This window comes from Streptomyces sp. Y20 (assembly GCF_043195475.1).
Taxonomy (GTDB): Bacteria; Actinomycetota; Actinomycetes; order Streptomycetales; family Streptomycetaceae; genus Streptomyces.
The window spans coordinates 581,621-601,104 of sequence record NZ_JBIDDP010000004.1 but is presented as its reverse complement, the minus strand read 5'-3'; the positions used below and the strand labels follow the sequence as shown (position 1 = coordinate 601,104).

At 72.0% G+C, this 19,484-nt stretch carries 19 protein-coding genes and 2 rRNA genes; 17 read left to right on the top strand and 4 right to left on the bottom strand.

Annotated elements, in window-relative coordinates; translation table 11 throughout:
- The 11 genes from ACGFT1_RS14200 to ACGFT1_RS14150 all read left to right on the top strand — a co-directional run.
- Positions 1-96, top strand: a 23S ribosomal RNA gene (locus ACGFT1_RS14200); the annotation flags it as partial.
- An 89-nt stretch (positions 97-185) separates the two neighbouring features.
- Positions 186-302: ribosomal RNA gene (gene rrf / locus ACGFT1_RS14195) — 5S ribosomal RNA — on the top strand.
- A 71-nt stretch (positions 303-373) separates the two neighbouring features.
- Positions 374-1,018 carry an HAD family hydrolase gene (locus ACGFT1_RS14190; protein WP_373909207.1) on the top strand — a complete coding sequence of 215 codons (645 nt, stop codon included), beginning with the start codon at positions 374-376 and terminating at the stop codon, positions 1,016-1,018.
- 93 nt (positions 1,019-1,111) lie between these two features.
- Positions 1,112-1,825 (top strand): VC0807 family protein, encoded by a 714-nt coding sequence (locus ACGFT1_RS14185; protein WP_373909206.1) that lies wholly within the window; start codon positions 1,112-1,114, stop codon positions 1,823-1,825.
- An 89-nt stretch (positions 1,826-1,914) separates the two neighbouring features.
- Positions 1,915-3,153 (top strand): MFS transporter, encoded by a 1,239-nt coding sequence (locus ACGFT1_RS14180; RefSeq protein WP_373909205.1) that lies wholly within the window; start codon positions 1,915-1,917, stop codon positions 3,151-3,153.
- A complete protein-coding gene (locus tag ACGFT1_RS14175; protein ID WP_373909204.1) occupies positions 3,104-4,276 on the top strand; it encodes an acetoin utilization protein AcuC in 1,173 nt (390 codons plus the stop codon). The genes ACGFT1_RS14180 and ACGFT1_RS14175 overlap by 50 nt, the downstream gene beginning before the upstream one ends.
- 169 nt (positions 4,277-4,445) lie before the next feature.
- Positions 4,446-5,261, top strand: coding sequence for a phosphatase (locus ACGFT1_RS14170; protein WP_373909203.1), 816 nt, complete (start codon positions 4,446-4,448; stop codon positions 5,259-5,261).
- 128 nt (positions 5,262-5,389) lie between these two features.
- Entirely contained in the window at positions 5,390-5,602 is a 213-nt protein-coding gene (locus ACGFT1_RS14165; protein WP_121791081.1) for a helix-turn-helix domain-containing protein, read from the top strand.
- A gap of 135 nt (positions 5,603-5,737) precedes the next feature.
- Positions 5,738-5,836: a 30S ribosomal protein bS22 gene (locus ACGFT1_RS14160; protein ID WP_003948845.1), complete on the top strand. Its 99-nt coding sequence runs from the start codon at positions 5,738-5,740 to the stop codon at positions 5,834-5,836.
- A gap of 184 nt (positions 5,837-6,020) precedes the next feature.
- Entirely contained in the window at positions 6,021-7,082 is a 1,062-nt protein-coding gene (locus ACGFT1_RS14155) for an NAD-dependent epimerase/dehydratase family protein (protein WP_373909202.1), read from the top strand.
- Between the two features lie 14 nt (positions 7,083-7,096).
- A complete protein-coding gene (locus ACGFT1_RS14150) occupies positions 7,097-8,164 on the top strand; it encodes a lysophospholipid acyltransferase family protein (RefSeq protein WP_373909201.1) in 1,068 nt (355 codons plus the stop codon).
- 86 nt (positions 8,165-8,250) lie between these two features.
- Here the strand turns inward: ACGFT1_RS14150 and ACGFT1_RS14145 are convergent, their stop codons facing one another.
- From ACGFT1_RS14145 to ACGFT1_RS14135, 3 genes are all read right to left on the bottom strand, one after another.
- Complete coding sequence (locus tag ACGFT1_RS14145; protein ID WP_373909200.1) at positions 8,251-9,486, bottom strand: DUF5667 domain-containing protein; 1,236 nt, start codon at positions 9,484-9,486, stop codon at positions 8,251-8,253.
- A gap of 234 nt (positions 9,487-9,720) precedes the next feature.
- A complete protein-coding gene (locus ACGFT1_RS14140; RefSeq protein ID WP_373909199.1) occupies positions 9,721-10,500 on the bottom strand; it encodes an ECF subfamily RNA polymerase sigma factor, BldN family in 780 nt (259 codons plus the stop codon).
- Positions 10,501-10,900: 400 nt separating this feature from the next.
- Positions 10,901-11,830 carry an HAD family hydrolase gene (locus tag ACGFT1_RS14135; protein ID WP_373909198.1) on the bottom strand — a complete coding sequence of 310 codons (930 nt, stop codon included), beginning with the start codon at positions 11,828-11,830 and terminating at the stop codon, positions 10,901-10,903.
- 126 nt (positions 11,831-11,956) lie between these two features.
- Here ACGFT1_RS14135 and ACGFT1_RS14130 point away from each other — a divergent pair, with 126 nt between their 5' ends.
- From ACGFT1_RS14130 to hemB, 6 genes are all read left to right on the top strand, one after another.
- Positions 11,957-12,229: a glutaredoxin family protein gene (locus ACGFT1_RS14130; RefSeq protein WP_373909197.1), complete on the top strand. Its 273-nt coding sequence runs from the start codon at positions 11,957-11,959 to the stop codon at positions 12,227-12,229.
- Positions 12,230-12,510: 281 nt separating this feature from the next.
- Positions 12,511-13,275 carry a redox-sensing transcriptional repressor Rex gene (locus tag ACGFT1_RS14125; protein ID WP_373909196.1) on the top strand — a complete coding sequence of 255 codons (765 nt, stop codon included), beginning with the start codon at positions 12,511-12,513 and terminating at the stop codon, positions 13,273-13,275.
- Positions 13,272-14,975 (top strand): glutamyl-tRNA reductase, encoded by a 1,704-nt coding sequence (locus ACGFT1_RS14120; protein WP_373909195.1) that lies wholly within the window; start codon positions 13,272-13,274, stop codon positions 14,973-14,975. Before ACGFT1_RS14125 ends, ACGFT1_RS14120 begins: the two co-directional genes overlap by 4 nt.
- Positions 14,972-15,943, top strand: a complete 972-nt coding sequence (hemC, locus tag ACGFT1_RS14115) for a hydroxymethylbilane synthase (protein ID WP_373909194.1) — start codon at positions 14,972-14,974, stop codon at positions 15,941-15,943. Before ACGFT1_RS14120 ends, hemC begins: the two co-directional genes overlap by 4 nt.
- On the top strand, positions 15,940-17,649 hold the full coding sequence (locus ACGFT1_RS14110) for a uroporphyrinogen-III synthase (protein ID WP_373909193.1): 1,710 nt from the start codon (positions 15,940-15,942) through the stop codon (positions 17,647-17,649). Before hemC ends, ACGFT1_RS14110 begins: the two co-directional genes overlap by 4 nt.
- Before the next feature lie 77 nt (positions 17,650-17,726).
- On the top strand, positions 17,727-18,746 hold the full coding sequence (hemB, locus tag ACGFT1_RS14105) for a porphobilinogen synthase (RefSeq protein WP_373909192.1): 1,020 nt from the start codon (positions 17,727-17,729) through the stop codon (positions 18,744-18,746).
- On the opposite strand, the gene ACGFT1_RS14100 is transcribed toward hemB, so the two are convergent.
- Entirely contained in the window at positions 18,733-19,449 is a 717-nt protein-coding gene (locus ACGFT1_RS14100) for a DUF4232 domain-containing protein (protein WP_373909191.1), read from the bottom strand. The two genes, hemB and ACGFT1_RS14100, sit on opposite strands and share 14 nt — an antisense overlap.
- Positions 19,450-19,484 lie beyond the last annotated feature (35 nt).

The window sequence follows — 19,484 nt, the reverse complement described above, 5'->3', positions numbered from 1 at the left end:
TAAGGCTCCCAGTAGACGACTGGGTTGATAGGCCGGATCTGGAAGCACGGTAACGTGTGGAGGTGACCGGTACTAATAGGCCGAGGGCTTGTCCATTGATGCTCGCGTTCACTGTGTTGGTTCTGAGACCACGACCACGTCATCCCGCTTGTTCGGGGTGTTTCGGTTGAAGTGTTTCATAGTGTTTCGGTGGTCATAGCGTGAGGGAAACGCCCGGTTACATACCGAACCCGGAAGCTAAGCCTCACAGCGCCGATGGTACTGCAGGGGGGACCCTGTGGGAGAGTAGGACACCGCCGAACAATTTTTGGGAAAACCCCCGCATCTTCGATGCGGGGGTTTTCTGCGTTGTGGGTCCTTTAGTGTCGGTGCCATGCGCTACGAACTCGTCATCTTCGACAACGACGGTGTCCTCGTCGACAGCGAGCCCATATCCAACCGGCACCTGGCCGCCTGTCTGACCGAGCTGGGCCATCCCACCTCGTACGAGGAGTCCGTCCGGGACTACATGGGGTCGGCGATGCACCGGATCCATGAGCTGGTCCTGGAGCGGACGGGACAGCGGCTGCCGGACGACTTCGACGACGTCTTCCACGCCCGGGTCTTCGCCGCGTTCGAGCGGGAGCTCCAGCCCGTGGCCGGGGTGGCCGGTGTGCTGGAGAAGCTGGCCGCGGAGGAGGTGCCGTACTGCGTGGCCTCCTCCGGGAGCCATGCGCGTATCCGGGTGGGGCACCGGGTCACCGGGCTCGACCGGTGGTTCGAGGAGGGCAGGATCTTCAGCTCGCAGGACGTGGGGCGCGGGAAACCGGCCCCCGACCTGTTTCTGCACGCGGCCGAGCGGATGGGTGTGGCCCCCGGGCGGTGTGTGGTCGTGGAGGACTCCCCGCTGGGCGTACAGGCGGCCGTCGCGGCCGGGATGGACGTGTACGGGTTCACCGCGATGACGCCGGCGGAGCGGCTCGCGGGCGCCCAGCGGCTCTTCACCGACATGGATGAGCTGGCTGACCTGCTGATATGACCACCGCCATCGCCCCCCACCTGACATCTGTCATGCCGACCACCGGACGATCGGTTCTACTGCGGGACCCCTCCCGGCGGCGAAGCTGAGGGCATGACGAAGAAGACGGGGAACCAGGCCCAGAACCCGAGCGTGCTGGACAACTTCAAGCCGCTGCTCATCGACGTGGCGGTGCCGCTCGGCTCGTACTACCTCTTCAAGGACGCCTTCGGGTTGAGCACGTTCGCGGCGCTCGCCTGGAGCAGCGTGGTGCCGGCCGTGCGGACCGGGTGGAGCCTGGTCAGGGACCGCAGGACCAACGGCCTGGCGGGTCTCATCCTCGTCGTGAACGTCGTCTCGCTGCTGCTGAGCTTCGTCTCGGGCGATCCGCGGCTGATGCTCGCCAAGGACAGCGGTGTCAGCAGCACGGTCGCCATCGGCATCCTGGTCTCCGTGGCGCTCGGCAGGCCCATGATGACCGCAGGGATGAAGCCCTTCCTCGTCAAGGGCGACGCGGTCAAGGAAGCGGCCTGGCAGCGGCTGGCGTCCGGCGCGGCGGCCGGGTCCGCGGACTTCCGCCGTAAGGAGAACGCGTTCTCGGTCGTCTGGGGTGCGGTGCTGCTCGCCGAGTGCGTCGCACGGTTCGTGGGCGCCTACACCGTTCCGGTGGACACGATGGTGTGGCTCGGCGGTGTCTTCCTGATCGTCGCCATGGTGATCGGCTTCGTGGTCAGCGGCGCGCTGGCGGCGGGGCCGATGGAGCGGATGCTCGCGGACGAGGTGGCCGCCGGCCACGCCGAGCGTCCCGCGATGACCGTCGTCGCCTGACCACCGGCCGGGTGGAGACACGGAGTTGAGGGAAACTCACCTTCGGCTGTATCTACCCACGGGTAGCCCGGGGCCCTACGCTCGCCGCCATGACTGATGTGCTGCGGCGCGGCAGGGCCTCGCTGGCGTTCGGGTTCTTCGCCCAGGGCGTCGCCTTCGCCCTGCTCGTGACGCGCATCCCGGCCGTCCAGGCCCGGTACGGCGTCTCCGACGCGCTGCTGCCGCTCTTCCTGGCCGCCGTACCGGTGCTCGCCGGGGCCGGCAGCGTGACCACCGAGCATCTGGTGAAGCGGGTCCCGCCCAGCCGGCTGCTGCGCTGGTCCCAGCCGGTGGTGCTGCTGGGGCTGCTCGGCGTCGGGGCGGGCGGGGTGGGTCAGCTGGCCGCGCTGGCGGTGGCGCTGGGCGTCTTCGGTCTGGCGGTGGGGGTGCTGGACGCGTCCATGAACATGCTCGGGGTCAGCCTCCAGCGGTCGTACGGGCGCAGCATCATGCTCAGCTTCCACGCCGCGTACAGCCTGGGCGGGATCATCGGGGCGTCGCTGGCGTGGGCGGGGGCGCACTGGCATCTCGCGCTGTGGGTGTCGTACCTGCCGGTCGTGGCCGTCCTGCTGCCCGCGGTGCTGGTGGGGAGCCGCTGGTACGTCGACGCGGGCGAAGCGGGTGCCACGGTTGCCGTGCCCGGCGGGGGCGGGGCGGCGGGCGGGGGCGGGACGCTGGTGTTCCGGCTGCTGCTGCCGCTGTGCCTGGTGATGACCTTCGCCTATATCGGGGACTCGACGGTCTCCAACTGGAGCGCGAAGTACCTGAAGGACGTGCTGGGCAGCTCCGAGCAGCTCGCGACGGTGCCGTACAACGTGTACATGGTGACGACGCTGCTGGGGCGGACCATCGGGGACTTCGGGGTACGGCGGTTCGGGGCCGTGGCGGTCGTACGGCTCGGGGCGGTGGTGGCGGCCGGCGGGTTCGCGGTGGTGGCCTCGGCGTCGGGGGCGTGGGCCGGGATGCTCGGGTTCACCCTGCTGGGGCTGGGTCTGTGTGTCCTGGTGCCGCAGACGTTCGCGGCGGCAGGGCGGTTGTTCCCGGGGGCCTCGGACGCGGCGGTCGCGCGGCTGAACATCTTCAACTACGTGGGATTCCTGGTCGGTTCGCCGTTGGTGGGCGCGCTCGGGGACGCGTGGAGCTACCGGGGCGCCATGCTGGTGCCGATGGTGCTGGTGCTGGTGACGCTCGGGTACGCCAGGTCGTTCGCGGCTCAACCGGACCGATACGGTGGCGGGCATGAGCGGCCGCGCACAGCTGATGTGGGACGAGGCAGTAACGGGCTATGACTTCGGCCCGGGCCATCCGATGGATCCGGTCCGGCTGGCGCTGACCCGGAAGCTGGTCGGTGCCTTCGGGCTCGACCGGGAGCTGGAGATCGTCGCGGCCAAGCCGGCCGGCGAGTCGACGCTCCGGCTGGTCCACCGGGAGGACTACATCGAGGCCGTGAAGGCCGTGTCCGCGGATCCGGACGGGGCCGACGGGTCGTACGGGCTCGGTACGCCCGACGATCCCGCGTTCGCCGGGATGCACGAGGTGTCCGCGCTGATCGCCGGGCAGTCGGTCGGTGCGGCGGAGGCGGTGTGGCGCGGCGACGCCGACCACGCCGTGAACTTCGCGGGCGGCCTGCACCACGCGATGCCGGGCGGCGCGTCCGGGTTCTGCGTCTACAACGACGCCTCGCTGGCGATCGCGCGGCTGCTGGAACTGGGCGCCGAGCGGGTCGCCTACGTGGACGTGGACGTGCATCACGGGGACGGGGTGCAGGCCGCGTTCTGGGAGGACCCGCGGGTGCTGACCATCTCGCTGCACGAGCATCCCCGGACGCTGTTCCCGCAGACCGGATGGCCGGAGGAGACCGGGGCGGGCCCCGGGGAGGGGACCGCGGTGAACGTGGCCCTGCCGGCCGGGACCGGGGACGCCGGGTGGGTGCGCGCGTTCCACGCGGTGGTACCGGAGCTGGTGGCCGGGTTCCGGCCGCAGGTGATCGTCTCCCAGCACGGGGCCGACACGCACTTCGAGGATCCGCTGGCGCACCTCGCCGTCTCGCTGGACGCCCAGCGGGCCGTGCAGACGGCGTGTCACGAGCTGGCGCACCGTTACGCGGACGGCAAGTGGGTCGCGCTCGGTGGGGGCGGGTACGCGGTGGTGGACGTCGTACCGCGGTCGTGGACGCACCTGGTGGGGATCGCCGCCGGCAAGCCGGTGGCCCCGGAGGCGATGATTCCCGAGGAATGGCGGCAGGACGTGTTCGCGCGGACGCGGCAGTCGGGGCCGCGGCGGATGACGGACGGGCTGTGGCCGGTGGGATACGGCGACTGGGAGGCGGGCTACGACCCCGCCGACCGGGTCGACCAGGCGGTACTGGCGACCCGGCGAGCGGTCTTCCCCCTCCGGGGCCTCCTGCCCTGACCGGGCCGCCGGAGCGCGCGCCGGAACTCGTCCCCCTGCGCGGGCGGCGCGCGGTTCGCCTGCCCCCTCGCCGGGGGAGGCGGCGGAGGTCGCCTCCGGCTTGGGCCGAGCGTGCGGAGTTCGTCGGTTCTCGTCCCCGCCGGGTCCCCGATGCGCCACCATCGCACCCGTGTCGACCTCTGCCCGCCTCCGTGCGCATCTGCTGGCCGTCCGGCTGGCCGGAGTGGTGGCCACCTCGCGGGAGGACAGTCTGCGGAGCTACCGGCTGTTCGCCGCCCGGGACCCGCGGGTGCTGATCGGGCTCGTCCCCGAGGGGGCCTGGGGGCAGCGGGACGTGCTCGCGCTGATGGCGGAGAAGTGCGGGGTGTGCGCCGACCCCCGGCACACGTCCGGGCCGGACGTGATCGACCCGGAGCGGACGCTGGCCGCGCTGGACGCCTTCGCGGACCGGCTCGGGCAGGCGGCCCGGCGGGGCGCGCCCGTGCTGTTCGGCACCGGGCACCCGCAGCGGCTGCTCGGTTTCTACGCCGCTCTGGCGGACGCTCTCTCGGCGGCGGGGTGTGAGGTGCTCACCCCGGCGCAGGGTCGTTGTGTCGACATATTGACCCGGTTCGGTCTACGCACCCATCGTCTCGACTACGTACGAGGGGTTGCCCTGGTGCGGGAACCGGCGGGCGAGCGCCCCGGTGGTGAGCCGGGTGTGCACAGCCATTCCCCGCTCCCGGTTCGGGTCGCGCTGGAGGCCGCCGCGGAGGCCGGCGGGCCGCTGCCCGAGCTGGTCGTCGGGGACCACGGATGGGTCTGCGGCGCTGGTCAACTGGGGTTCGAGGCCATCGGGCTGGCCGACACCGACGATCCCGCGCTGTTCGTGGGGGAGGCCGAGGGGCGGGTGTCCGTCGCCGTTCCGGTTGACGACGCCGTACGGTCTGGTCACTACCGGCCGCTGACCCGCTACGTACTCAATCGGGCATGTCTGTCACAGTAGCCGCCGATGGGTGCACCTCTTCCCCACTCGCATCACCCGCCCCTAGTCTGGGGAGTGAGCACGCAGCGACGAAGAGTCACCGGAAGGGGAAGCCGGTGACCGTCGAGTGCGGAAGGTGCAGGTGTGTCATGGCCGCAGCTGGCGAGAGGCCTCTCAACGAGGTCCAGTTCCTTACCGTGGCGGAGGTCGCCTCGGTGATGCGAGTGTCGAAGATGACCGTGTACCGTCTGGTGCACAGTGGTCATCTGCCCGCGATCCGGGTGGGGCGGTCCTTCCGCGTCCCCGAGCAAGCGGTACACGAGTACCTCCGCGACAGCTACGTGGGGGTGGAGACGGCCTGACGGCGACACCCGGGTGTGATGCCCGGGAACCCTCGATTACGACCTCGGCGCTAGGTTGGGTAGGCTGGCCCCTCGTAGGTCGTGTGGGCCCATGGCGCCCAACAACCGAGTCATGAGAAGTGAGCGAGGGTAGTCGTGGGCTCTGTTATCAAGAAGCGGCGCAAGCGGATGGCCAAGAAGAAGCACCGCAAGCTGCTGAAGCGCACGCGTGTGCAGCGTCGTAACAAGAAGTAGGCGACGCGCGAGAGCGTGACACTGTGGCCCCCCATCAGTACTGGTGGGGGGCCACAGGCGTCTGCGGACGGGGGAAAATCCGTCACCTCGCGCATCGTGGGTCGTCACAGTGCGACCACGACCCGCTAGGTTGGCCGCACAGGGGAACGCGGGATACCGGTACGCGGGAAGGAAGGCGCTGATCTTGGGAAAGGTCGTGCTCGTCACCGGGGTCGCCCGGCAACTGGGCGGCCGGTTCGTGCGGCGCGTCCAGCGGGACCCGGAGGTCGACCGGGTGATCGCCGTGGACGCGGTGCCGCCGGCGCACCACCTGGGCGGAGCCGACTTCATCCAGACCGACATCCGGCAGCCGACCATCGCCCGCGTGCTCGCCGAGACGGGCGCCGACACGGTCGTCCACCTGGACGTGACCGGCACGGCCCTGGGCGGCGGCAACCGGGCCACGGTCAAGGAGACCAACGTCATCGGCACGATGCAGCTGCTCGGCGCCTGCCAGAAGTCGCCGGCCGTGCAGCGGCTGGTGGTGAAGTCCAGTACGAACGTCTACGGGTCCGCGCCGCGTGACCCGGCCGTGTCCACCGAGACGACCCCGCCCAAGTCGCTGCCCAGCGGCGGCTTCGCCAAGGACGCCGTCGAGGTCGAGGGGTATGTGCGCGGGTTCGCGCGGCGGCGGCCGGACGTCGCCGTGTGCGTGCTGCGGTTCGCCAACATCCTCGGGCCGGCCGCGGACACCCCGCTCGCCTCGTACTTCGGGCTGCCCGTGCTGCCGACCGTGTTCGGCTACGACCCGCGACTCCAGTTCGCGCACGAGGACGACGTCATCGAGGTGCTGCGGATCGCCTCGCACGAACCGCGCCGGGGCACCCTGAACAGCGGCACGTTCAACATCGCCGGGGACGGCGTGCTGCTGCTCTCGCAGTGTTCGCGGCGGCTCGGACGGCCCACCGTGCCGCTGCTGCTGCCCGCGGTCACCTGGGCCGGCTCCCTCGTGCGTACGCTGGGCATGACGGACTTCTCGCCGGAGCAGATCCGGCTGCTCACCCACGGGCGGGTGGTCGACACCGTCCAGATGCGCGAGACGCTGGGCTTCACTCCCCGGTACACGACGGCCGAGACGTTCGCGGACTTCGCGCGCGGCCGGGGCCCCGGGCTGCTGCCGCCGGAGACCCTCGCGGGCGCGGTCGACCGGGTCGCCGCGCTGACCGTGAGGGCGGGCGGCCACCTCCAGACGCACGGCGCCAACTGAGGAGCGCGACAACGATGGCGGACGCCAAGGTCATTCCGTTCGACGACGACCGGTCCCGTGGGAGCGCCGCGCAGCGCCCGGCGCGGCGCCGGAGCGGGGCCGGCCGGCGCGGCACGCTCGGCGAGGCGGCCGGCGGGGTCGGTGAGGTCCAGCCGCTGCCGGGCCGGGCACGGACGCGGGACGACGGGCCTGTGGGCGCCGTGGAGGAGCCGGCCGACCCGTCGGTGGGCGACGGGCGGGACGGCGGCCTGGAGCGGCGTGTGGCGGCCGGACTGGCCTTTCTGCGGCGCCGGCTGACGGGGGACTACGAGGTCGACGACTTCGGCTACGACGAGGAACTGACCGACCAGGTCCTGATGTCGCTGCTGCGGCCCGTGTACGACAAGTACTTCCGGGTCGAGGTGAAGGGCATCGAGAACATCCCGGCCGAGGGCGGGGCGCTGATCGTCGCCAACCACTCCGGGACGCTGCCGCTCGACGGGCTGATGATGCAGGTCGCCGTGCACGACCACCACCCGGCCAACCGCCATCTGCGGCTCCTCGCCGCCGACCTCGTCTTCGTCCTGCCGGTGGTCAACGAGCTGGCCCGCAAGCTGGGGCACACGCTCGCCTGCGCGGAGGACGCGGAGCGGCTGCTGACGCAGGGTGAGCTGGTCGGGGTGATGCCGGAGGGCTTCAAGGGCATCGGCAAGCCGTTCAGCGAGCGGTACAAGCTCCAGCGGTTCGGCCGCGGCGGCTTCGTCTCCACCGCGCTGCGCCAGGGCGCGCCGATCATCCCCTGCTCGATCGTCGGGGCCGAGGAGATCTACCCGATGATCGGCAACGCCAGGACGCTGGCCAGGCTGCTGGGCATCCCGTACTTCCCGCTGACGCCGACCTTCCCCTGGCTGGGCCCGCTGGGCGCGGTCCCGCTCCCCACCAAGTGGACGATCCAGTTCGGCGAGCCGATCCCGACGGACGGCTATCCGCCGGAGGCCGCCGAGGACCCGATGCTGATGTTCAACCTGACCGACCAGGTCCGCGAACAGATCCAGCACACGCTCTACAAGCTTCTGGTGCAGCGCCGGTCGGTCTTCTTCTGACGGTCTTCTCCTGATGTGCGGGTGGCCACGGTGGCGGGGGCGTCCCGCTCGGGAGGGGCGCCTCCGCCACCGTGGCCGCGGAGCGGCTAGCCGGCGTTGTCGTTCTCGATGCCCAGATCGGGCAGGAGTCCCGGCAGGAGCGGTGGGATGGTGACGTCGGGAGCGCTGGTCGGCGGGGTGACGCTGGGCGGGGTGGTGCCGCCGGTCCCGGTCCTCGGCGGGTCGAGCAGTCCGCCCGTGTCGCCGCCGATGAGGCCGCCGCCGCTGCTGCTGGCCGAACCGCTCGGGGTGCCGGTGCGGGCGTGCTTGCCCGTGGACGGGGTGGTGCCGGTGGAGCTGGGTGCCGTCGACCGGTGACTGCCGGAGGAGCCGGTGGCTGCCGGGCCGGAGCCGTCCCGCCGCTTGCCGGTGCCGGGCTCGGCGGGCGGCTGCGGAAGCAGGGACTGGAGCGGCGCGACTTCCTGGTCTATGGCGTCGAAGACCGAGGAGACCTCCTGTTTGACGTCCCCGAGCTGCACGGGCAGCTTGTCGCTGAGCGCGGTCCACGCCTCGCGGTGGGACCGGGAGAACGTGGACAGTGCCTGGATGGGGCCGAGGGATCCGGGATCGGCCTCGTACGCCGCGTGGAGCAGGCGGTGCCCCTCGGTGACGTCCTGCCGCATTCCGGACAGGGTGCGCCGGATCTCGCCGATGGACTCGTGGTCGAGATGGCCGCCCCGGCCGCGCTCCAGCAGCCGTCTGGCTTCGCCGAGCCGCGTGGAGGCCTGGTCGAGGTAGGTCTGGCCGCGCTGGTCGTCGCCGTCGGCCAGATAGTGGAGCTGGAAGTCCTCGATGCCGCGTTTCAGGCCGTACAGCGAGTCGCCGGGCAGGGCGTCGGAGCTGGCGGCGGCGACGCCGCCGAAGGCCCCGGCGGCCACGCCGACGCTCAGTCCGCCCGCCGCGAGGCCCTTGGTCAGTCTCGTACGCGGGCGGAGCTTGCCCAGTGGGCTCGCCCGGTGCACGCCCTTGACGCGGTGGGAGCGCTGTTCCGGTACCGACGCGTCCGCCGCCCCGGTGCCCTCCCGGAGCATGGCCTCCATCGCGGCCACCAGCTGGGCCCGTTGGACGACCTTGACCTCGGGGTCGAGCTGCGGCTTGGGTAGCGCGCCGAGACCCGCCGTCAGGGCCAGCAGCCGGCCCTGGTCGGTCTGTTCCTCGGCGGCCGGCGGTGATTCCGCCGGCGGTGCTGCGGACTGCTCGGCCGCCGTGTCCGGGTCGGACTGCTCCTCCACGGCCTGGGCGAAGGCGTTCGCCCGCCGGTGCGCCGATACGTTCGCGATCACTGGCGGCACCTCCTCTCGTCATGACGGTCGACTCCCCAGGGGGTCCTGAGGGTGCACGTCCACGACCACTTTCACGCGATCGAGCGATCAGGTGGGCCGGGGCGTGACCACAGGGAGCCTGTATCCCGCACAACGACTGGCGCGGCACTTGGGTTACGGACGGCGGATGATCGGATCAGAAAGGCAACGCTCCTTCACGGAAAGTGAGTTGAGCGTCGCCCGGCGTGGCACGGCTCAGCGGGCGTCGTCGGGCAGCAGCCGGGCGAGGGTGCGGACGGCGCGGTACTGGAGGGTCTTGATCGCGCCCTCGTTCTTGCCCATGACACGGGCGGTCTCGGCGACCGAGAGGCCCTGGAGGAAACGGAGCGTCACGCACTCCTGCTGCTGGGGGTTGAGCCGCCGTACGGCGTCGAGCAGGGCGGCATTGGACAGGGACTCCAGGACGGAGTCCTCCGGGGAGCGCTCGACCTCGTTGGCGTCGAGCATCTCGCCGGTGGTGATCTCGAGCCGGAAGCGGCTGGACTTGAAGTGGTCGGCGACGAGGTTCCGGGCGATCGTGACCAGCCAGGCGCCGAAGTCGCGGCCCTGCCAGGTGAACGTGCCGATCCTGCGCAGCGCCCGCAGAAAGGTCTCACTGGTGAGGTCCTCCGCGGTCGCCCGGCCGCCGACGCGGTAGTAGATGTACCGGTAGACGGTGTCGCTGTACTGGTCGTAGAGCCGTCCGAAGGCCTCGGCCTCCCCGGCCTGGGCGCGTTCGACCAGGTCCATCATCCGGGCGCTGTCGCTGTCGGCGGCAGGGCGGCGGGCGGTGGCCGCGCCGGTGGCACGCCCTCGTCTGCCGACGGCGGCGCCGCCGTCGGCCAGTGCGTAGCACGGGCCCAGGGGCGCGGCGGCGGCGAAGGCGGGGACGGCGTACGCGGGGGGGGCATGGCCGCGCAGCGTCTCTTTGACCGTCGCGATCGTTGCGCGCAGCGTAGCCAGGCCCGAGGCGTCAACCCCGACGTGTGGGTACACGGGACTCCCAGAGGCAGAGCTTCCATCACGTGCAGTGCGGAACCGTTCACCCGTCGTAGCGACGGAGGGGTACCGGATTGCGTCTGAGGAGAATAACGCTTCGTACAGGCCCTGCTACACCGAGTTGCTCAAACTGTCGATTGCGTCGCTTCCGTAGCCGATTGACGCCCTATTGCGTGCCACAGAGTGATCGGTTCATGAACGGATCGAGGCGCATTCCGGTGAAGTACGGGACGAGTTGAAGTGGCCGCGGCATAATCCTGGGCGCGCGGGGCCGCGGCTGCGCGGGTCCCCGGAAGGGGCGCCGAACGCGTGACCGGCCTGGTGGGCGCCGCGGTCCGGGCGGGCGGCGGTGCTGCCGCGGTGCCGTGGAGGTGCCGTGCGGCCCGCGGGGGCGCGGTTATCGGCGCCGTCGGCTCAGAGCGATCGCGGCGGCGGTGCCGCCGGCGACCGCGCCGACGCCGGCCGCGGCCGGGATGCCGACCCTGGCCGCCTTGCGGCCCGTGCGGTAGTCGCGCAGGCGCCAGTCCTGCTCGCGGGCGTGCCTGCGGAGCTTGGCGTCCGGGTTGATGGCGTAGGGGTGGCCCACCAGGGACAGCATCGGGATGTCGTTGTGGCTGTCGCTGTAGGCGGCGCAGCGGGTGAGGTCCAGGCCCTCCGCCGACGCCAGCGCGCGCACCGCCTCCGCCTTGGCCGGGCCGTGCAGCGGCTCGCCGACCAGCTTGCCGGTGTAGACGCCGTCGACCGACTCCGCGACCGTGCCGAGCGCGCCGGTCAGGCCCAGGCGCCGGGCGATGACCTGGGCGATCTCGACGGGGGCCGCGGTGACCAGCCACACCTTCTGGCCGGCGTCCAGGTGGGCCTGGGCGAGGGCGCGGGTGCCGGGCCAGATGCGGTCGGCCATGTACTCGTCGTAGATCTCCTCGCCGATCGTCTCCAGCTCGGCGACCCGGTGGCCCTTGACGATGGACAGGGCCGAGTCGCGGGCCTCCTGCATGTGCTCGGGGTCCTCGACGCCGGCCAGCCGGAACCACGCCTGCTGCCAGGCGAACCTGGCCAGATCGCGGGTCTCGAAGAACTTCCGCTTGTACAGCCCCCGGCCGAAGTGGAACAGAGCGGCGCCCTGCATCACCGTGTTGTCGAGGTCGAAGAAGGCGGCGGCCTTGTCGTCGCCGATGACCGGGAACACCGGTTCCTCCGGTGCGGCCCGCGGGATCCCCTGGGCTTCCTGCGTGGACTTGCGGGCAGCCTCCGCCGAGGCCTCGCCTGCCAACACGCTCCGCGCCGTGGCGGAGCGCCTACGGGAAGTGAGCCATCCGAGAGCGGCCATGACGTGAGCATAGCCAGTCCGTTCGTCGGTTCCGGAGCGGAGCGGGTGGGGTCGGGTGAACTCTGTGCGGCCGGGCCGTGCGGCGAGCGATCCGGAACGGGCGCGGAGCGCGCGAGAATGGCCCGTATGAGCGCCCTTTTCCGACGTAAGGCAAAACCTCTGGAGCGGCGGGTGACCCTCGTCCGCAAGCCCGGCTGCCATCTGTGCGACGACGCGCAGCTGGTGGTCGAGAAGGTGTGCGGCGAGCTCGGCGTGCCGTGGGAGCCCAGGGACATCACCGCGGACGCCGAGCTGCACGCCCGGTACTGGGAGCAGATCCCGGTCGTCCTGATCGACGGTGAACAGCACACTTTCTGGCGGGTGAACGAGGAACGGCTGCGCCGGGCACTGACCGGGTAGTCCGAACTGGCCGGAAAGTTCGCTTAGGATCGACGGCGGTCTGGTCTCGGGGGCGGGAATCGTGAGGAGAGTGTGCGGTTTTGCCCCCAGTAACGAAGGAACGTCGGTGCGTGTGCGCCGGTTCCCGGCGAGGGCGCGAGGGGCGCGTGACCCCGGTCACTTCTGCCGGGCAAATCGGACACAATCTTTGTGCACGCGTTCACAAAGACATAGCCTGCTGTCGACGGGGCGGTCTGGTGACGTATGACCGCCTACAGCCCCGCTCTACCCGCAGGAGCACCGTGGCAACTGGCCGAACACACCGACCGGCGACCCGTAGCCGAGGGATTCCCGAGGCCACCGTCGCCCGGCTTCCGCTGTACCTCCGAGCACTGACCGGACTGTCGGAGCGCTCGGTCCCCACGGTCTCCTCCGAGGAGCTGGCCGCGGCGGCGGGAGTCAACTCCGCCAAGCTGCGCAAGGACTTCTCGTACCTGGGCTCCTACGGAACGCGCGGTGTCGGTTACGACGTGGAGTATCTCGTCTACCAGATCTCCCGCGAACTCGGTCTCACCCAGGACTGGCCGGTTGTCATCGTCGGCATCGGTAACCTCGGCGCCGCCCTCGCCAACTACGGCGGCTTCGCCTCCCGCGGCTTCCGGGTGGCCGCGCTCATCGACGCCGACCCGGCGATGGCCGGAAAGCCGGTGGCGGGTATCCCGGTGCGGCACACCGACGAGCTCGAGAAGATCATCAAGGACAACGGGGTCTCCATCGGCGTCATCGCCACCCCCGCCGGTGCCGCCCAGCAGGTCTGCGACCGGCTCGTGGCCGCCGGTGTCACGTCCATCCTGAACTTCGCGCCGACCGTGCTGTCCGTCCCGGACGGCGTCGACGTGCGCAAGGTCGACCTCTCCATCGAGCTTCAGATCCTCGCCTTCCACGAGCAGCGCAAGGCCGGCGAGGAGACCGCCGCCGGCGACGGCGCCCGGCCCGCCGCCACCACCCGTGACGCTTCCGCCGACCAGGGGCCCGACGGGGACGTACCCGCCGTGATGCCGGCATGAGTCTGCTCGTCGTCGGACTGAGCCACCGCAGCGCCCCGGTCAGCGTCCTCGAACGGGCCGCGCTGAGCGCGGACGCCCAGGTGAAGCTCTTGCAGGACACGGTGGCCGCCGAACCGGCCACCGAGGCCGCGGTGCTCGCCACCTGCAACCGCATCGAGCTGTACGCCGACGTGGACAAGTTCCACGCCGGTGTCGCCGAGCTGTCCACGCTGCTCGCCCAGCACAGCGGCGTCGGCCTGGAGGAACTGACCCCCTACCTCTACGTGCACTACGAGGACCGGGCCGTCCACCACCTGTTCTCGGTGGCCTGCGGCCTGGACTCGATGGTCGTCGGCGAGGGGCAGATCCTCGGCCAGATCAAGGACTCCCTGGCCCGCGCCCAGGACCTGCACACCGCCGGCAGGCTGCTGAACGACCTGTTCCAGCAGGCCCTGCGGGTCGGCAAGCGCGCCCACTCCGAGACCGGCATCGACCGCGCCGGGCAGTCCCTGGTCACCTTCGGCCTGGAGCAGCTGGCCGCGGGCGGTGCCGTGCAGGACTGGGCGGCGGGCCGCAGGGCGCTGGTCATCGGCGCCGGGTCGATGTCCTCGCTGGCCGCCGCCACGCTCGCGCGCGCCGGAGTCGCCGAGATAGTCGTCGCCAACCGCACCCTCGAGCGCGCCGAGCGGCTCGCGCTCCTGCTCGCGGAGCACCACGGACAGCGCCCCACCGGGGGCGAGGCCGCCGTGACCACGCGCGCGGTGCCGATGGAGGCCGTACGGGACGAGCTGACACGTGCCGACGTCGTCGTCTCCTGTACCGGGGCGACGGGTCTGGTGCTCACGGCGGAGACGGTCGCGCAGGCGGTGGAGGGACACACCGGGCAGCCGGCCGTCGCCCACACCGTCCACCCGGCCGGGAGGGCCGGCAGCGCCAGGGTCTCGCCGGCCGCCGGCGCCGACGACAACTGCCCGCTCGACCTGGCCGCCGTACAGCCCGGCTTCTCCGTCATGGGCGAGGCCGCCGTGGCCGGCCTGGACGCGGCCACCCTGGAGCAGCACGCGGCCTGGGTGGACAACGGGGTCCTGGACCGCCGGGAGCGCCGTACGCCCGAGGCGGACGCCGAGCTGATCACCGCGCTCGCCGCGACCGTCGCCACGGGCGCCCGGATCCCGGAGCGGCGCAGGCCCGAGCCGCCCGCCGAGCGGCCGGCCCCCTTCCTCTTCCTCCTCGACCTGGCCATGCCCCGCGACATCGACGCGGCCGTGCACCGGCTGGCCGGGGTGCGCCTGGTGGACATCGAGTCGCTGGCGGAGGCGTCCGCCGACGCCCCGATGGCGGCCGACGTCGACCAGGTACGGCGTATCGTCTCCGACGAGGTGGCGGCCTTCGGGGCGGCCCAGCGTGCGGCGCACATCACGCCGACCGTGGTGGCGCTGCGCACCATGGCCGCCGACGTCGTCGCCGGCGAGATCGCGCGGCTCGACGGCCGCCTGCCCGACCTGGACGAACGCCAGCGCGGAGAGATCCGGCAGGCCGTGCACCGGGTCGTCGACAAGCTGCTGCACGCGCCGACGGTACGGGTCAAGCAGCTCGCGGCCGAACCCGGCGGTGCCGGGTACGCGGACGCGTTGCGCACCCTGTTCGACCTCGACCCCGAGACGGTCGCCGCCGTCTCCCGGGCCGGGGACAGCACAGACACGAAGGGCCGACCGGCATGACTGAGAAGGCTTTGCGGCTGGGGACGAGGCGGAGCAAGCTCGCCATGGCCCAGTCCGGGCAGGTGGCTCAGGCCGTCCGCCAGGTGACCGGGCGGCCCGTCGAACTGGTCGAGATCACCACGTACGGCGACACCTCCCGTGAGCACCTGGCGCAGATAGGTGGCACCGGCGTCTTCGTGACGGCGCTGCGCGACGCGCTGCTGCGGGGCGAGGTCGACTTCGCGGTGCACTCGCTCAAGGACCTGCCGACCACGCAGCCCGAGGAGCTGGTCCTGGCCGCCGTACCGGTGCGCGAGGACCCCCGGGACGTGATCGTGGCGCGCGACGCCCTGAAGTTCACCGACCTCCCGCGCGGTGCGCGCATCGGCACCGGGGCGCCGCGCCGCATGGCGCAGCTCAACGCGTACGCCCGCGCCCACGGCCTGGACATCGAGACCGTCCCGATCCGCGGCAACGTCGACACGCGGATCGGATACGTCCACGCCGGTGAGCTGGACGCGGTCGTGCTGGCCGCCGCCGGACTGAACCGGATCGGCCGCATCGACGAGGTGACCGACTTCCTGTCGGTCGACACTGTTCTGCCCGCCCCCGGCCAGGGGGCACTGGCGATCGAGTGCCGGGCGGGGAACACCGCCCACGACGCCGCACTCGTCGCCGCGCTCGGCGAACTGGACGACCCGTTCACGCGGGCCGCCGTCACCGCCGAACGGTCACTGCTCGCCGCCCTGGAGGCCGGCTGCAGCGCCCCTGTGGGCGCGCTGGCCGACCTGCTGGCCGACGGGCAGATTGTCAAGGAAATGCGCCTGCGCGCTGCGGTCGGCACGACCGACGGCACGCGCATGGTGCAGCTGTCCACCACCGGTCCCGTGCCCCAGACGCACGACCGGGCTACGGCACTCGGGCGCGAACTCGCCACCGAGATGCTCGCCCAGGGCGCGGCCGGTCTGATGGGGGAGCGAGCACGATGAGCCCCACCGCCCTTACCGCCGGCCTGGAACACGGTCACGTCACCTTCCTCGGTGCCGGACCCGGGGATCCGGGACTGCTGACTCTGCGCGCCGTGGAGGCGCTGTCGCACGCGGACGTCCTGGTCGCCGAGCCCGAGGTGCTCGATGTGATCCGGACACACGCGCGGCAGGGCGTCTCGGTCATGGAAACGAACGCGGAACCCTCCTCGGTCTCACCGCCGGGCACGGGCACGCCGCAGCTCACGGTCGTTGACGGCACGTCAACAGCGGCTGCGGTCCCGTCTCCTGCCCGGGATGCCGTCCATCTTGTCATGGAGGCCGCGCGGGCCGGCAGGCGGGTCGTCCGTGCGGTGCCCGGGGACCCGGGACTTGATACGTACGCCGCGGAGGAAATGCTCGCCTGCGCCGCCGCAGGGGTGCCCTTCGAGGTCGTCCCCGGTGTCGCCGCGGTGGTCGGTGTGCCCGCGTACGCCGGTGTGCCGCTGCGGGACGCCGACGGCGCGGACGTCCGGTTCGTGGACGCCCGGACCGCCTCCGACCGCTGCTGGACGGAGGTGGGCGCCTCGGACGGCACGGTGGTCGTCTCGACGACCCTGGACTCCGTGGCCGTGGCGGCCGGCGAGCTGGTCGCGGCGGGCCGCAAGCCGGACACCCCGCTGACGGTGACGATCGCCGGTACGACGACCCGTCAGCGGACGTGGACGGCGACGCTCGGCACGATCGCGCAGACGCTGAAGCAGGCGAAGGTGCTGCCGTCGCCGGACGGCGGCCGGCCGGTGATAGCCGTGGTCGGTGAGCGTTCCGCCGCCGCCCGGCGCGACCAGCTGTCGTGGTTCGAGTCCAAGCCGCTGTTCGGCTGGAAGGTGCTCGTGCCGCGGACGAAGGAGCAGGCGGCGTCGCTCTCCGACCAACTGCGGTCCTACGGTGCCGTGCCGCACGAGGTGCCGACGATCGCCGTCGAGCCGCCGCGCACGCCCCAGCAGATGGAACGAGCCGTCAAGGGGCTGGTGACCGGACGGTACGAGTGGATCGCCTTCACGAGCGTGAACGCCGTCAAGGCCGTCCGGGAGAAGTTCGAGGAGTACGGGCTCGACGCCCGCGCCTTCGCGGGCATCAAGGTGGCCGCGGTGGGCGAGCAGACCGCCAGGGCGCTGGTCGCCTTCGGCGTCAAGCCCGATCTGGTGCCGAGCGGGGAACAGTCGGCTGCGGGTCTGCTGGAGGACTGGCCGCCGTACGACCCGGTGTTCGACCCGATCGACCGGGTGTTCCTGCCGCGGGCGGACATCGCCACGGAGACCCTGGTGGCCGGGCTGATCGAGCTGGGCTGGGAGGTGGACGACGTCACGGCCTACCGGACCGTGCGGGCGTCGCCGCCGCCGGCGGAGACCCGCGAGGCGATCAAGGGCGGCGGCTTCGACGCGGTGCTGTTCACGTCGTCGTCCACCGTGCGGAACCTGGTCGGCATCGCCGGCAAGCCGCACAACGTCACCGTGATCGCGTGCATCGGGCCGGCCACGGCCAAGACCGCCGAGGAGCACGGGCTGCGGGTGGACGTGATGGCTCCGGAGCCGTCCGTGCACAAGCTTGCCGAGGCGCTGGCCGAGTTCGGCATGCGCCGTCGCGCGGCGGCCCTGGAGGCCGGGGACCCGGTGACCCGGCCGAGCGAGCGCCGGCCCGGTGCGCGCAGGCGCCGCTCGACCACCTGAGGCACGGCCTGCCGGCCCCCCCCGGTCCGACGTCCCGTCGGCAAAGGCACGGGTCCGGCGGGCGTAGCGTAGAAGTCATGTCGAAGTACGGATCGTTTCCCGGTACGCGTCCCCGGCGGCTGCGGACCTCGCCCGTCATGCGGCGCATGGTCGCCGAGACGCGGCTGCACCCCGCGGACTTCATCCTTCCGGCGTTCGTCCGGGAGGGCGTCAGCGAGCCGGTGCCGATCGCGGCGATGCCCGGGGTCGTGCAGCACACCCGGGACAGCCTGAAGAAGGCCGCGCTGGAGGCCGTGGAGGCCGGGATCTCCGGGATCATGCTGTTCGGCGTGCCGGAGGAGAGTAAGAAGGACGCTGCGGGCACGGTCGGGACCGACCCGGACGGCATCCTCCAGGTGGCGCTGCGCGACGTGCGGGCCGAGGTCGGCGACGACCTGCTGGTGATGGCGGACCTGTGCCTGGACGAGTTCACCGACCACGGGCACTGCGGGGTGCTGGACGCCGAGGGGCGGGTCGACAACGACGCCACCCTGGAGCGGTACGCCGAGATGGCACAGGTGCAGGCCGACGCCGGTGCCCATGTGGTGGGCCCCAGCGGGATGATGGACGGGCAGATCGGCGTCATCCGCGACGCGCTGGACCAGATCGGCCGCGAGGACGTCGCCGTCCTCGCCTACACCGCCAAGTACACCTCGGCCTTCTACGGCCCCTTCCGCGAGGCCGTCGGGTCCTCGCTCCAGGGCGACCGCAAGACCTACCAGCAGGACCCGGCCAACTGGCGCGAGTCCCTGCGGGAGCTGGAACTGGACCTGGCCGAGGGCGCCGACATGGTGATGGTCAAGCCGGCCGGCCCCTACCTCGACATTCTCGCCCGGGTCGCCGACAGCGTGGACGTACCCGTCGCCGCCTACCAGATCTCCGGCGAGTACTCCATGATCGAGGCCGCCGCCGAGAAGGGCTGGGTGGACCGGGACCGGGCCATCCTCGAGACCCTGACCGGCATCAAGCGGGCCGGGGCGCGCACCATCCTCACCTACTGGGCCACCGAGGCGGCCCGGAAGCTGCGCCAGCCCGCGCAGGCGTTCACCAGCCGCTGATCGCGTCCAGGTCCTGCTGCCAGTACGTCACCTTCAGCGCGCTGTCGTAGTAGACGCCCTTGGCGGGCAGGGCCGGGCTGGCGGACGGGCCGCCGCCGCTGTCGGGGGCGAGGCCCTGGAAGGCCACCGTCAGCTGGTGACCGGTCCTCCCGCCGGTGCCGCTGCCGTCGGCGGCCGACAGCAGCACGCCCGCGTAGCCCGACTCGCCGGGCGCGAGGGTGACCACGGCCTGCGGCTGGGTCGACTCGTCCGCCTGCGGCACCCACTGCATCCGGTCGAAGCGCAGGACGGGGTAGGAGGGCAGCTCGCAGCTCTTGCCGCCCGTGTTCGTCACCTTGAGCAGCATGTGGTCGAGGGGCCGGTCGAGGGGCTGGGCGGTGACGGTCGTGTTCGCGCCGTTGCACAGCACGATCGAGCCGCCGGTGCCGGTGCCCTGGCCGGCGCGGGCGGCCGGCTGGGAGGTGCTCGACCGTGCGCCGGGGGCGTGGGTGCGGGCCGCGGGCGCGACCGCCGTCGCACCCCCGCCGGTGTGGGCGGCCTCGCCGGTGGCCCGCGGTGTCCCGGGCGCGGCCTGCTCCGTCGCCACCGTCGGCCGGGCGGCGCCCTCGTCGTCGGTGCCCGTCCCGCTGCCGCACGCCGTGAGCGCGAGGGCGGTGACGGCGGTGCCGGTGGCGGCGATCAGACGGATATGGCGCAAACGCATGGCAAGTCCTCTTTCGGGCCGGGCCCGTTGTCGTG

Bases quoted from the DNA above. Each gene is read 5' to 3' on its own strand.
- ACGFT1_RS14190 (WP_373909207.1), top strand. From the start codon at position 374: ATGCGCTACGAACTCGTCATCTTCGACAACGACGGTGTCCTCGTCGAC.
- ACGFT1_RS14185 (WP_373909206.1), top strand. From the start codon at position 1,112: ATGACGAAGAAGACGGGGAACCAGGCCCAGAACCCGAGCGTGCTGGAC.
- ACGFT1_RS14180 (WP_373909205.1), top strand. From the start codon at position 1,915: ATGACTGATGTGCTGCGGCGCGGCAGGGCCTCGCTGGCGTTCGGGTTC.
- ACGFT1_RS14175 (WP_373909204.1), top strand. From the start codon at position 3,104: ATGAGCGGCCGCGCACAGCTGATGTGGGACGAGGCAGTAACGGGCTAT.
- ACGFT1_RS14165 (WP_121791081.1), top strand. From the start codon at position 5,390: ATGGCCGCAGCTGGCGAGAGGCCTCTCAACGAGGTCCAGTTCCTTACC.
- ACGFT1_RS14150 (WP_373909201.1), top strand. From the start codon at position 7,097: ATGGCGGACGCCAAGGTCATTCCGTTCGACGACGACCGGTCCCGTGGG.
- ACGFT1_RS14135 (WP_373909198.1), bottom strand. From the start codon at position 11,830: ATGGCCGCTCTCGGATGGCTCACTTCCCGTAGGCGCTCCGCCACGGCG.
- ACGFT1_RS14130 (WP_373909197.1), top strand. From the start codon at position 11,957: ATGAGCGCCCTTTTCCGACGTAAGGCAAAACCTCTGGAGCGGCGGGTG.
- ACGFT1_RS14120 (WP_373909195.1), top strand. From the start codon at position 13,272: ATGAGTCTGCTCGTCGTCGGACTGAGCCACCGCAGCGCCCCGGTCAGC.
- hemC (WP_373909194.1), top strand. From the start codon at position 14,972: ATGACTGAGAAGGCTTTGCGGCTGGGGACGAGGCGGAGCAAGCTCGCC.
- ACGFT1_RS14110 (WP_373909193.1), top strand. From the start codon at position 15,940: ATGAGCCCCACCGCCCTTACCGCCGGCCTGGAACACGGTCACGTCACC.
- hemB (WP_373909192.1), top strand. From the start codon at position 17,727: ATGTCGAAGTACGGATCGTTTCCCGGTACGCGTCCCCGGCGGCTGCGG.
- ACGFT1_RS14100 (WP_373909191.1), bottom strand. From the start codon at position 19,449: ATGCGTTTGCGCCATATCCGTCTGATCGCCGCCACCGGCACCGCCGTC.